The sequence below is a fragment of the Mycolicibacterium rutilum genome (genome assembly GCF_900108565.1).
In the GTDB taxonomy this organism is placed as follows: domain Bacteria; phylum Actinomycetota; class Actinomycetes; order Mycobacteriales; family Mycobacteriaceae; genus Mycobacterium; species Mycobacterium rutilum.
In genome coordinates this window covers 402,121-413,735 of the sequence record NZ_LT629971.1, presented here as the reverse complement: position 1 = coordinate 413,735, position 11,615 = coordinate 402,121, and the positions used below count along the sequence as shown (strand labels likewise).

The following is an 11,615-nucleotide window of genomic DNA, read 5'->3' as shown; positions in this document are numbered from 1 at the left end:
CGGTGCGCGACAGCGGAAGTGGCGGCGCTAAGCCAAATGCCGCGGTGGCGATCAACGACACCGAAGCCGACGAACCGGAACCGCGCCCTAAGCCCGCCCACACCATCGAACACGGCGGCGCCACGCCCGACAGCGAACCCAACGACGAGGTCGAACCCACTGACCACCAGAACGAGGCCGGTGACGCGCAATCAGGATTCCGAGCGCAGTTCGACGACATCACAATCGACGACACCCAAACCGACGTCGAACCGATCGAAGACTCCGAGCCAACCGACGACACGGCCGCCATCGACGAACCCACCGACGACAAGGCAGGTGAACCAGGCGGCCCCTCACCGCCGAACAACAACGCGGCCTGACGGCCGAACACTTTTCAGCCCTGCGCCTCGACCGCGACCGGCTGCCATTCCTCCCACGTCTTGAGCCGGCTCTCATAGTCCGCCTTGGCGATCTGCAGCGGCAACTCGCCGAAAAACACTCGCAGCGGCGGATTTTCGGCGTCGACGACCTTGAGTATCGCCCGCGCCGAGGCCTGCGGATCACCCGGCTTGGCCACTCGCTGGCTGCGGGCGCGGTCGGCCGCCTCGTGCACTTCGCGGTAGTCCGGCAGCGGCGTCGAGCGACGCGACGACGGTCCCGCCCAGTCGGTGGCGAACCCGCCCGGCTCGATCAGCGTCACATGCACACCGAACGGCGCGATCTCCTGCGCCAGCGCCTGCGAGAACCCTTCGAGCGCCCACTTCGACGCGTTATAGATGCCGACGTTCTGAAACGCGGAGATGCCGCCGATCGACGACACCTGGATGATGTGCCCGCTGCGCTGCGCCCGCAGATACGGCAGCGCCGCCTGCGTCACCCACAGCGCGCCGAACACGTTCGTCTCGATCTGGGCGCGCGCCTCCTGCTCGGTGAGCTCCTCGATGAACCCGAAGTGTCCGTAGCCCGCGTTGTTGACGACGATGTCGAGCCGCCCGAAATGGTCGTGCGCCTGCTTGACCGCGGCGAAGTCCGCGTCGCGGTCGGTCACGTCCAGCGCGATCGGCAGCAGCGCCGAGCCGTACTTGGCGGCCAGGTCGTCGAGGGTCGACACGTCGCGCGCCGTTGCCGCCACTTTGTCGCCGCGTTCCAGTGCCGCGATCGTCCACTCGCGTCCGAAGCCTCGCGATGTCCCGGTGATGAACCAAAATTTTTCGCTCATGGTTCCTATAGTCGTCCACCGCCGCTCCGCATTCCCGCCCTAAGCAGGTTCACAGCTACGGTAGGCGCATGAGCCGCGCATCGCTGGAGAAGGACCCCCACGAGGTCGCGTCCATGTTCGACGCGGTGGCGCGGCGCTACGACCTGACCAACACCGTGCTCTCGCTCGGCCAGGACCGGTTCTGGCGACGGGCGACCCGCTCGGCGCTGCGGATCGGCCCCGGCGACAAGGTGCTCGACCTGGCGGCGGGCACCGCGGTGTCGACCGTCGAACTGGCGACCTCGGGCGCCTGGTGCGTGGCCGCCGACTTCTCGGTCGGCATGCTCGCCGCAGGCGCGCAGCGCTCCGTGCCCAAGGTCGCCGGCGACGCGACGCGACTGCCGTTCGACGACGGCGTGTTCGACGCGGTCACCATCAGCTTCGGCCTCCGCAATGTCGTCGACCACACCGCGGGGCTGCGCGAGATGGCGCGCGTCACCCGCCCCGGCGGCCGGCTCGTGGTCTGCGAGTTCTCCACCCCGACGAACGGACTGTTCGCCACTGCGTACAAGGAGTACCTGATGAAGGCGCTGCCGCGGATGGCCAGCGCGGTGTCGTCGAACCCGGACGCCTACATCTACCTCGCCGAATCCATCCGCGCCTGGCCCGACCAGGCGCAACTGGCCCGCCAGATCACCGACGCCGGCTGGTCGGCGGTGCGCTGGCGCAACCTCACCGGCGGGATCGTCGCACTGCACGCCGCCACCAAACCGCGTCACTGACCCGACGTCCCGGGTATCCCAGCCGCTGACCGAAATGCGGCGCCGCACACAGCCACGCGTTGTACGGTCGCAGCATGCACGGACGCCTCCTCGATCCCGATTGCACACTGGGCCTCGATCCCCGGTCCGACCCGCGAATGGTCAAGGCGTTCGCGCCTTTCGGGCTCGACGGCCGGCTACCCGCCATCCCACTGAGCGTCGACGCCCCGCTCGAGGAACGCATCGCGTTCGCCACCATGAGCGAGAAGGCGATGGGCGCGATCCTCGCCGCGCTCGGGGGTGACCTTCCCGCCGTCGAGGGCGTCACCACGACCGAGACGACGATTCCCGGCCCCGACGGCAACGACATCCCGCTGTTCGTCAGCACGCCCGACGACGCCGACGGCCCGCTGCCCGCGGTCGTCCACCTGCACGGCGGCGGGATGGCGATCGGCAGCGCCGCCGACATCGGCTACATCCGGATCCGCGAGAGCCTCGCCGCCACCGGACTGGTCGTGATCGGCGTGGAATTCCGCAACTCCGGGGGCAAGCTCGGGCCGCACCCGTTTCCCGCCGGCCTCAACGACTGTGCCGCCGCGGTGCGCTGGGTCGCCGCCAACCGCGACGAGCTCGGGGTGTCGCACCTGATCGTGTCCGGCGAGTCCGGCGGCGGCAACCTCACGCTCACGGTCGCGCACAAGGCCAAACGCGAGGGCTGGCTGTCCGAGATCGCCGGGTTCTACGCACAGTGTCCGTACATCTCGAACCGATGGCTCGACCAGTGCGACGACCTTCCCTCGCTCGAGGAGAACGACGAGTACTTCATCAGCCGTCACCAGCTCGCGCTGCTCGGGTCGATCTACAACCCCGACGGCTCGCACGCCGACAACCCCACCTGCTGGGCGGCCGTCGCCACCGACCAGGACCTCGAAGGGCTTCCGCCGCATGTGATCTCGGTCAACGAACTCGACCCGCTGCGCGACGAGGGGCTGACCTACTATCGCCGCCTGCTGCGCGCCGGTGTCCCCGCGGTCGGGCGGGTGGTCGCGGGCACCTGCCACGGCGGCGACCTTCTGCTGGGCGCACACCTGCCCGAGGTGTACGCGGCGAGCATCCGCGACGTCAGCGGGTTCGCGAAGTCGCTGAGTTAGCCGACAGTCTGCGGGTTGGTGCCGGGCAGGACGACCTCGCCCATGCTCTGCCTCGACGGCGTGTGGGGCGTCCCGCGCAGCGGCTCGCACACCCCGACATACGGCACGTTCTCGCACGGCCCCTTCGGCGCGGCGGCCGCGGTCGCCGTCCCGGAGGCCGCCACCGTGATGACCGCCGCCGCGAGTATCGCTCGTACCGTGTGACCAAGCATCGTCGTTCCTTCCGCTGCTGCAGAGTTGAACGCCTCTGCGCACCAGGCTAATCCCGATGGGCGGCACAAAACAGCTCGTCTAGCAGGGCTTACATTTAGGTCAGCTCGGCAATTGCGTTGTGCGGTCGGCCCATAGCCGCTCGGTCTGCGGGCCGACGTCCGGGTCGTGCGTCTGCTGGAAGTTGCGCCCACCGCGGCCGAACGTCGCGAGAACCGCTGCAGGCGTGACGGATTCGACCATCGGTGACGCGAGCCACCGGCACGGCCGGACATGCACCAGGTCGACGGCGACCGCGGCGGGATCATCGTCACGCAAATACGGCCCGTCGATGCGACCCAGCCAGTACAGTCCGTCGGCGTCGCGGGTCCACACGAACGACCCGTCCGGCGCCGCGGCGAACCGCGAGATGCGCCGCGCCAACCGCTCACCGGTCTCCGCGTCACCGAAACCGACCAGCCCATGTTCCAGCGCGCGGTCGATGGCGCCCTGCGGGTCGATGTCGTCGCGCCGCGACCGCATCGGAGCGCGGTACACCTCGGCCATCCGCGCTATTCTGCCCCCACCATGGAGACGTTCAAGCGCTACCTGATGTTTCAGGGCATGATGTTCGTCTTCGGCATCGTGGGTCCGATCTTTCTGGTCATGTACTTCGTCACCCAGCCGGACCCGACCGTGCGGTGGGCGTACTGGATCGGGTTGTTCATCACCACCGCCGACGTGCTGATCGCGTTGGCGCTCACCGCATCCGGTACGCCGAAGAAGGACGACTAGCGAAACGGCGGGCGCTCATCGATGCGGCGCGACAGCCGGCCCGCGCCGCGCCACACGCGGGCGATCCGATCCTCGTCGTCGTCGGTGACGAAGTTGCCCATCACCCGGACCGCGATGTTCATCAGCACCGCCGACCGCATCGCCACCGGCCCCGTCGCGGGCAGGAACCGCGAGAACGTCAGCAGCAGCGCCAACCGCCGGGCGACGGAGAACCCGCGCGCGTAGTGCGCCGACAGCACCGCGGGCCACGCATCGGTCAGGTCGCCGGTGCCCAGCAGTTCCGCGGCCAGCCGGCCGGTCTCGAGCCCGTAGTCGATGCCTTCGCCGTTGAGCGGGTTGACGCAGGCAGCGGCGTCGCCGATCAGCATCCAGTTCGGACCGGCCACCCCGGAGACCGCGCCGCCCATCGGCAGCAGTGCCGACAGCCCGGCGCGTGGTTCGCCGTCGAAGCCCCACTCCTCGCGGCGCAGCCCGGTGTAGTACGACATCAGCGGCCGCAGCGCGGCGTCGGCCGGCCGTTTGGCGGTGGCCAGCGCCCCGACGCCGATGTTCACCTCGCCGTTGCCCAGCGGGAAGATCCACCCGTAGCCGGGCAGCACCTTGCCCTCGGGGGAGCGCAGCTCCAGGTGCGACGTGATCCACGGCTCGCTCGCGCGCGGGGTGGCGATGTAGCCGCGGACCGCCACCCCGTAGACCGTCTCCTGATGCCACTGCCGGCCCAGCACCCGGCCCAGCGTCGAGCGGGCGCCGTCGGCGACGATCAGTTCGGTGCAGCCGACCTCGACGCCGGAGTCCAGCACCACCGCCGAGACTCGTCCGCTCGAGTCGTGCTGTACGTCAACGGCTTTGACGCCGAGCATCATCTTGGCGCCGTCGTCGGCGGCCACCATGCGGATCCGGTCGTCGAGTTCGGTGCGTGGGACCGCGCTCGACGTCGCCGGGAACGACGGGCCCGGCCACGCGACCTCGACGTCGGCGCCGAACCCGGACATCCGCAATCCGCGGTGCTGCACCCGCCCGGCCAGCCACGGACCCAGGCCCAGCCGCTGCATCTCCAGCACGGCGCGCGGGGTCAGCCCGTCGCCGCAGGCCTTGTCGCGGGGGAACTGCGCGGAGTCGATGACGAGCACGTCGCGCCCGGCGCGGGCGGCCCACGCGGCGGCGGCCGAACCTGCCGGCCCGGCTCCCACGACGACCACGTCGGCTCGCGTCTTCATGGTTCACAGTATGTTGGCAGTGTGAGGACGCCAGCGACCGTGGTGGCCGGAGTCGATTTCGGAGACCCGGGATTCGCGCAGGATGTGCGCGACGGCGTGGCCCGCATCGAAGATTTGATGGCCACTGAGCTGGGCAAAGCCGACGAGCTGATGGCCGAGGCGGTGCAGCACCTGTTCCAGGCCGGCGGCAAGCGGTTCCGCCCGCTGTTCACCGTGCTGTCCGCGCGGCTGGGCCCCGAGCCCGACGCGTGGCAGGTCACGGTCGCGGGCGCGGTCATCGAGCTGGTGCACCTGGCCACGCTGTACCACGACGACGTGATGGACGAGGCGCAGGTCCGCCGCGGCGCCGACAGCGCCAACGCGCGCTGGGGCAACAACATCGCGATCCTCGCAGGCGACTATCTGTTCGCGACCGCGTCGCGGCTTGTCAGCAGGCTGGGCCCGGAGGCGGTGCGCATCATCGCCGACACGTTCGCTCAGCTGGTGACCGGTCAGATGCGCGAGACCCGCGGCGCCGCCGACCACGTCGACTCCGTCGAGCACTACCTCAAGGTCGTCTACGAGAAGACCGCATGCCTGATCGCGGCGTCGGGCCGCTTCGGCGCGACGTTCTCCGGCGCCGACGAGGACCAGATCGAGCGACTCTCGCGGCTGGGCGGCATCGTCGGCACCGCGTTCCAGATCTCCGACGACATCATCGACATCGACTCCGACCCCGAGGAATCCGGCAAGGTGCCGGGCACCGACCTGCGTGAGGGCGTGCACACGCTGCCGGTGCTCTACGCGCTGCGCGACACCGGGCCCGACGCCGACCGGCTGCGCGAGCTGCTAGCCGGGCCGGTCGAAAACGACGACGACGTGGCCGAGGCGCTGCGGCTGTTGCGCGCGTCGACGGGCATGGTCAAGGCCAAGGAGACCGTCGCGCAGTACGCGGCGCTGGCCCGCGAGGAGTTGGCTGGGCTGCCCGACGGGCCGGGCCGCCAGGCGATGGCCACGCTGGTGGACTACACGGTCAACCGACACGGTTGACGCCGGCGGAACTTGCGGAGCCCGGCTAAGCGTTGACCCTGCGAGACTTCTGGTAGGAGGCAGCCCCGATGCGTTGGAATCCGCACGCGAACACCGCCAAGACGTTCCTGTTGCTGGTGTTGTTCTCCGGGCTCATCGTCGCGGTCGGCGCGATGTTCGGCCGCAACATCATGTTCCTGGCGGTGCTGTTCGCGGTCGGCATGAACGTCTACGTCTACTTCAACAGCGACAAGCTCGCGTTGCGGGCGATGCACGCGCAGCCGGTCAACGAGATGCAGGCGCCGGTGATGTACCGCATCGTGCGGGAGCTGGCGACGACCGCGCGCCAGCCGATGCCGCGCCTGTACATCAGCGACACCGCGGCGCCGAACGCGTTCGCGACCGGTCGCAACCCGCGCAACGCGGCGGTGTGCTGCACGACGGGCATCCTGCAGATCCTCAACGAGCGCGAACTGCGCGCCGTGCTCGGCCACGAACTGTCGCACGTCTACAACCGCGACATCCTCATCTCGTGCGTCGCCGGCGCGATGGCGTCGGTGATCACCGCGCTGGCCAACCTCGCGTTCTTCGCGAGCATGTTCGGCGGTAACCGCGAAGGCGGCACGAATCCGTTTGCGATCCTGCTGGTTTCGCTGCTGGGCCCGATCGCGGCCACGGTGATCCGGCTGGCGGTGTCGCGGTCGCGGGAGTATCAGGCCGACCAGTCCGGCGCCGAGCTGACCGGCGATCCGCTGGCGCTGGCCAGCGCGCTGCGCAAGATCAGCATGGGCGTCGAGCAGGCGCCGCTGCCGCCGGATCCCAAGCTGGCCGACCAGGCGCACCTGATGATCGCCAACCCGTTCCGCTCGGGGGAGAAGATCGGCAAGCTGTTCTCGACGCACCCGCCGATCGGCGACCGCATCGCGCGCCTGGAGGCGATGGCCGGTCGCGGCCCCGGCCACTACTGAGTAACGCCCGCCCGACCAGCGTCGATGTCAGCAGTATGCTGCGAGTCGCTTCCGCACCATCTAGGGTGTGGACCGTGCTGAACAGGGTCTTGATCGGTGTCGTCGGGTCCGCGGGGATCCTCGTCGGCGCGCCGGCAATCGCCGGGGCGCAGCCACCACCGCCGCCGCCGGCACCGCCGCCACCGAACGTCAACGCGCTCGCGCCGGTGAAGCTGTCGGAGTACGCGAAGATGGACGGCAACTGGTACGCGTTCAAGACCCCCGAAGGGCTGACGTGCGTCTTGCAGCGCAACGGCGGCTACGGCTGCAGCGGCGCGCTTCCGGCCGCGCCCGAGGGTGCGAACTTCGTCAGCGGCGGGCCGGGTCCCGCGGCGTTCTCGTCGACGGCCGGTGACGTGTTCGCCAGCGTCGGGGACGCCGTCGTGCTGCCCGCGGGGTCGCGGATCAGCTTCCAGACGGTCAGCTGCGGCAGCGAGGGCGGCGTGACGACGTGCTCGGACGCCCGCAACCAGTCGGGTTTCGTGTTGAGTCCGGCCGGCAGCTACATCATCAACGGCGGCCGCGACCCGCTGCTGGATCGCCCCGAGGGCACCAACCCGTACTTCAACTGATCTCTCTACGCCCAGCGCACGGTTGTGTACGTAAACGTCGAGACGTCGCGTCACTAACCGTGCGCTCGGCGTCCCTAGAGGCTAGAACCCGGCGCCGTGCACCTCGTGGCCCGGCTTCTCCACCATCAGCCCGCGGTAGGCCTGCTCCACACTGGAGCCGAGGTTGACGACGCCGTCGACCTCGCGGGCGATCGGCATCGAGATGCCGTACTGGTCGGCGAACTCCATGATGACGCTGGCGGCCTTGACACCCTCCGCGACCTGGTTCATCGACGCAATGATCTCGTCGAGCGGCTTACCGGCGCCCAGCTGCTCGCCCACGTGACGGTTGCGGCTGCGCTGTGAGGTGCAGGTGACGATGAGGTCGCCCATCCCGGCCAGGCCGGCGAAGGTGTCGCGGTGCCCGCCGGTGGCCTCGCCGAGTTTGGACATCTCGCGCACCGCGCGGGCCATCACCATCGCGCGGGTGTTCTCGCCGATGCCCAGCGAGTAGCCCATCCCGACGGCGATCGCGTAGACGTTCTTCAACGCGCCGGCCATCTCGACACCGACCACGTCGTCGGTGGTGTAGGTGCGAAATCGCTTGGTGCGGAACAACTGTGCGAGGTTGGCCGCGAGGTGCTGATCGGGCATCGCGAGGACGGCCGCGGCGGCGTAGCCCTCGGCGACCTCGCGGGCGATGTTCGGCCCGGCCAGGATGCCGGCCGGATGCCCGGGCAGCACCTCGTCGACGATCTGGCTCATCCGGTAGTTGGTGCCCTGCTCGAGACCCTTCACCAGCGACACCACCGGCACCCACGGCCGCAGCTCGCGGGCCAGCTCGGTCAGCACCGCGCGGAAGCCGTGCGACGGCACACCCATGACGATGACGTCGGCGCACGTGGCCGCCTCGGAGAAGTCCGTCGTCGCCTTCAGGGTGTCGGGCAGCGCGACCTCATCGCCGAGGTACTTCGAGTTGCGGTGGTTCTCGTTGATGTCCTTGGCGGTCTCCTCCGAGCGCACCCACTGCAGCGTCGGCCCGCGCCGCGCGCAGATGGACGCCACGGTGGTGCCCCAGGACCCTCCACCGAGGACGACGACTTTGGGTTCGCGTTGCGCAGGTGCCATGGCGATCAGATTAGGTCCGACGGCCGCTGACGGAGGCGGGTTTGAGGGCGCAGTGTCGAGCCGCGGAGCCAGTCGTCGATCTCGTCGGCGATCAACGCTGCACCGCGGCTGTTCTGGTGGATGTGGTCGGTCGTCAGTTCCAGCCGGCGTCGGCGGGAAATCGCGTCGAGGTCGCGCCCGAGACGCTGGCGGGCCAGCGTCGCGAGGTAGCCGACGGCCGTCAGCTCGCGGTACGGCACGGGAGCGACCTGGCGGGATCGCAGCGCAGCGACCTGCCGCTCGTACAGCGGAAGGTAGGTGACACCGGACGCCTTGGCGACGTCGGCGATCGTCCCGCTGTATTCGGCCGCGGCGCGCATCGGGGCGGCGTCCAGGATCTGGCCGAGTGCGGGCAGCGAGAGCAACGCGATCCGGGCGTCGGTCTCGCGGTGCAACCGCTCGACGATCGCTGCGAGGCACTCCGCGAACCAGTCCCTGCTCGGCGGACGCGGAAGCCCTTTCCGCGCAACGGATCTAGAGATGGGATAGCCGGGCACGCTCGCGCGGGCGTCGTTGGTGCCGATCAGCACGGCGATCGCGTCGGCGGGAGTCGCGACGACCGGGTCGAGCCGGTGCAGCAGGTTGTAGGCGAAGTCTCCGTTGACGCCGAAGCGTTCGACCGCGAGCGCCCCGGGGTGCTGCCGTATGAGCGGGGCGACGTAGTCGACGCTCAGCTGCGCGCGGGTGATGCTGTCGCCGATGCAGGACAGGCGGAGGCTCATCGGATGGGTCCTTTCCTCGTAGGCTGGGGCGGGTGAGGGTCGAGTTCGGCGGCCGGCCGGCGGCGCCGCTGCGTCCGTTCGTCACGGGCTACACGGGGTTCGACCTGTGGGGTTTCGAACCTGGTGTGCATGTCGGCACGCCCGCGCACACGTTGACCGCGGTGATGACGTTCGGCGAACCGCTCGAGATCGAGGTGCCGACGGAGATGAACGGTCCGAGCGGCAGTTACCCGTCGATGGCGAGCGGTCTGATGACACGGGCGATTTCGATCCGGCACGGCGGTCGTCAGCGCGGTATCAAGCTGTCCTTGACGCCGCTCGGAGCGCGGGTGGTGTACGGAGTCCCGGCGGGCGCGCTCGTCGACACGGTGGTGCCGTTGCCGGACGTCTTGGGGAACCTGTGGCCGGAACTCGAGACCCGGATCGGCGAGGCCACGACGTGGCCGCGCCGATTCGAGATCCTCGACGACGTCCTCGCGCGCGCCGTCGCCGGCACGGTGCGCACCCGCACGCGGGCGCTCGACGTCCGTCCGGAGGTCGCCGAGACCTGGAACCGGCTCGTCGCCGCGCACGGGCAGGCGCGCGTGAGCGACCTCGCGAACGAACTGGGGTGGAGTCGCCGCCACCTCTCCGCACGCTTCCGCGAGGAGTTCGGGCTGACACCGAAGACCCTGGCGCGGATCCTGCGCTTCGAACACGCCGTCCGGCTGGTGTCGGCCGGGGGCACCCCGGCGTGGGCGGAGTTGTCCACGGCCGCCGGGTACGCCGACCAGGCACATCTGGTGCGGGACTGGCGCAGCTTCACCGGGCGGACGCCGACCTCCTGGTTCACCGGCGACGTGTTGGTCGACGGCCGGTCGCACGGCTAGGCCCTCGGCCGGTGCTCGCTTCCAGGGCCGGGGGTGATTGTCAGCACCCGGGCCCTGCCGTGCATGTCCACGGCGTGCCAGGTGCCGGCGGGGTTCACGACGGCGTCGCCCGGGCCGAGGAGCACTTCGTCGGCGTTGTCGTCGCTCCCGTTGGGGCTGCGCAACACCGACACCTGCCCGGTCAGGCAGACGATCACCTCGTCGGCCCGGTGGCGTTCCCAGTGGTCGCCGCGGCCCTCGTCCTCGATGACCACCATCAGGCGGCCGTCGGTTCCGTCGTCCGCCGTGGCCGTGCTGTAGGCGGCGAGCGCTTCAGGGCGCCAGGCGAAGCCGCGAACAGTCCTGACCTGTGAGCCGGGCCCGAGGTGAAGCGGGGTGACGAGCAGGTTCTGGGGCTTGTCGCACGGTTCGATGCTGATCATGCGCCGATCGTCGCAAGCCGCTCCCGAGCCGGTCTTGAACGAATGGGAACGACTCGAGTGCCCGCTCAGCGGTAGTTGACGAACTGCAGCGCGACGTCGAGGTCGGCGCCTTTGAGCAGCGCGATGACGGCCTGCAGGTCGTCGCGCTTCTTCGACGACACCCGGATCTCGTCGCCCTGGATCTGCGCCTTGACGCCCTTGGGGCCCTCGTCGCGGATGATCTTGGTGATCTTCTTGGCCTGCTCGCTGCTGATGCCCTGCTTGATCTGGCCGCTGACCTTGTAGGTCTTGCCCGACGCCTGCGGGTCGCCGGCGTCGAACGCCTTCATCGAGATGTCACGGCGAACCAGTTTCTCCTTGAACACGTCGACGGCGGCCTTGACGCGTTCCTCGGTCGAGGAGGTGATGACGACGGTCTCCTCGCCCTGCCATTCGATGGACGTGTCTGTGCCGCGGAAGTCGAACCGGGTGCTCAGCTCCTTGGCGGCCTGGTTGAGCGCATTGTCGACTTCCTGGCGGTCGACCTTGCTGACGACGTCGAACGATGAATCCGCCATTGGATCCGTTCCTCCTCGG

The 11,615-nt window shown here is 69.5% G+C and carries 16 protein-coding genes; 8 read left to right on the top strand and 8 right to left on the bottom strand.

The window, feature by feature from the left end; all coding sequences use genetic code 11:
• The first annotated feature begins 44 nt into the window (after positions 1-44).
• Positions 45-362 carry a hypothetical protein gene (locus BLW81_RS01940; protein WP_083405732.1) on the top strand — a complete coding sequence of 106 codons (318 nt, stop codon included), beginning with the start codon at positions 45-47 and terminating at the stop codon, positions 360-362.
• Between the two features lie 14 nt (positions 363-376).
• On the opposite strand, the gene BLW81_RS01935 is transcribed toward BLW81_RS01940, so the two are convergent.
• Positions 377-1,201: an SDR family oxidoreductase gene (locus tag BLW81_RS01935; RefSeq protein ID WP_083405731.1), complete on the bottom strand. Its 825-nt coding sequence runs from the start codon at positions 1,199-1,201 to the stop codon at positions 377-379.
• A 68-nt stretch (positions 1,202-1,269) separates the two neighbouring features.
• Between BLW81_RS01935 and BLW81_RS01930 the strand changes: the two genes are divergently transcribed.
• Together BLW81_RS01930 and BLW81_RS01925 are read left to right on the top strand one after the other, a co-directional pair.
• Positions 1,270-1,962, top strand: coding sequence for a demethylmenaquinone methyltransferase (locus BLW81_RS01930; protein ID WP_083405730.1), 693 nt, complete (start codon positions 1,270-1,272; stop codon positions 1,960-1,962).
• Between the two features lie 74 nt (positions 1,963-2,036).
• On the top strand, positions 2,037-3,092 hold the full coding sequence (locus BLW81_RS01925; RefSeq protein WP_083405729.1) for an alpha/beta hydrolase: 1,056 nt from the start codon (positions 2,037-2,039) through the stop codon (positions 3,090-3,092).
• Here BLW81_RS01925 and BLW81_RS01920 read toward each other — a convergent pair.
• Together BLW81_RS01920 and BLW81_RS01915 are read right to left on the bottom strand one after the other, a co-directional pair.
• Complete coding sequence (locus BLW81_RS01920; protein ID WP_083405728.1) at positions 3,089-3,304, bottom strand: hypothetical protein; 216 nt, start codon at positions 3,302-3,304, stop codon at positions 3,089-3,091. The genes BLW81_RS01925 and BLW81_RS01920 overlap by 4 nt on opposite strands.
• A gap of 100 nt (positions 3,305-3,404) precedes the next feature.
• Complete coding sequence (locus BLW81_RS01915) at positions 3,405-3,848, bottom strand: GAF domain-containing protein (protein WP_083405727.1); 444 nt, start codon at positions 3,846-3,848, stop codon at positions 3,405-3,407.
• A gap of 21 nt (positions 3,849-3,869) precedes the next feature.
• Here BLW81_RS01915 and BLW81_RS01910 point away from each other — a divergent pair, with 21 nt between their 5' ends.
• The gene (locus BLW81_RS01910) at positions 3,870-4,076 is read left to right on the top strand and encodes a hypothetical protein (RefSeq protein WP_083405726.1); all 207 of its coding nucleotides are present in this window, start codon (positions 3,870-3,872) and stop codon (positions 4,074-4,076) included.
• On the opposite strand, the gene menJ is transcribed toward BLW81_RS01910, so the two are convergent.
• A complete protein-coding gene (menJ, locus tag BLW81_RS01905) occupies positions 4,073-5,293 on the bottom strand; it encodes a menaquinone reductase MenJ (RefSeq protein ID WP_083405725.1) in 1,221 nt (406 codons plus the stop codon). The two genes, BLW81_RS01910 and menJ, sit on opposite strands and share 4 nt — an antisense overlap.
• A 21-nt stretch (positions 5,294-5,314) precedes the next feature.
• Between menJ and grcC1 the strand changes: the two genes are divergently transcribed.
• The 3 genes from grcC1 to BLW81_RS01890 all read left to right on the top strand — a co-directional run bounded on the left by grcC1 (position 5,315) and on the right by BLW81_RS01890 (position 7,880).
• Entirely contained in the window at positions 5,315-6,322 is a 1,008-nt protein-coding gene (gene grcC1 / locus BLW81_RS01900) for a nonaprenyl/(2E,6E)-farnesyl/geranylgeranyl diphosphat synthase (RefSeq protein ID WP_173839566.1), read from the top strand.
• 68 nt (positions 6,323-6,390) lie between these two features.
• Entirely contained in the window at positions 6,391-7,269 is an 879-nt protein-coding gene (gene htpX / locus BLW81_RS01895; RefSeq protein ID WP_083405723.1) for a zinc metalloprotease HtpX, read from the top strand.
• 35 nt (positions 7,270-7,304) lie between these two features.
• Positions 7,305-7,880 carry a hypothetical protein gene (locus BLW81_RS01890; protein ID WP_083405722.1) on the top strand — a complete coding sequence of 192 codons (576 nt, stop codon included), beginning with the start codon at positions 7,305-7,307 and terminating at the stop codon, positions 7,878-7,880.
• Between the two features lie 81 nt (positions 7,881-7,961).
• On the opposite strand, the gene BLW81_RS01885 is transcribed toward BLW81_RS01890, so the two are convergent.
• Positions 7,962-8,987, bottom strand: coding sequence for an NAD(P)H-dependent glycerol-3-phosphate dehydrogenase (locus tag BLW81_RS01885; RefSeq protein ID WP_083405721.1), 1,026 nt, complete (start codon positions 8,985-8,987; stop codon positions 7,962-7,964).
• Between the two features lie 5 nt (positions 8,988-8,992).
• Positions 8,993-9,748, bottom strand: coding sequence for an SGNH/GDSL hydrolase family protein (locus BLW81_RS01880; protein WP_083405720.1), 756 nt, complete (start codon positions 9,746-9,748; stop codon positions 8,993-8,995).
• Between the two features lie 32 nt (positions 9,749-9,780).
• On the opposite strand from BLW81_RS01880, the gene BLW81_RS01875 reads away from it, so the two are divergent.
• Entirely contained in the window at positions 9,781-10,617 is an 837-nt protein-coding gene (locus BLW81_RS01875) for a helix-turn-helix domain-containing protein (protein ID WP_083405719.1), read from the top strand.
• On the opposite strand, the gene BLW81_RS01870 is transcribed toward BLW81_RS01875, so the two are convergent.
• Together BLW81_RS01870 and BLW81_RS01865 are read right to left on the bottom strand one after the other, a co-directional pair.
• On the bottom strand, positions 10,614-11,039 hold the full coding sequence (locus BLW81_RS01870; RefSeq protein WP_083405718.1) for a cupin domain-containing protein: 426 nt from the start codon (positions 11,037-11,039) through the stop codon (positions 10,614-10,616). The two genes, BLW81_RS01875 and BLW81_RS01870, sit on opposite strands and share 4 nt — an antisense overlap.
• 65 nt (positions 11,040-11,104) lie before the next feature.
• Complete coding sequence (locus BLW81_RS01865; protein ID WP_083405717.1) at positions 11,105-11,596, bottom strand: YajQ family cyclic di-GMP-binding protein; 492 nt, start codon at positions 11,594-11,596, stop codon at positions 11,105-11,107.
• Positions 11,597-11,615 lie beyond the last annotated feature (19 nt).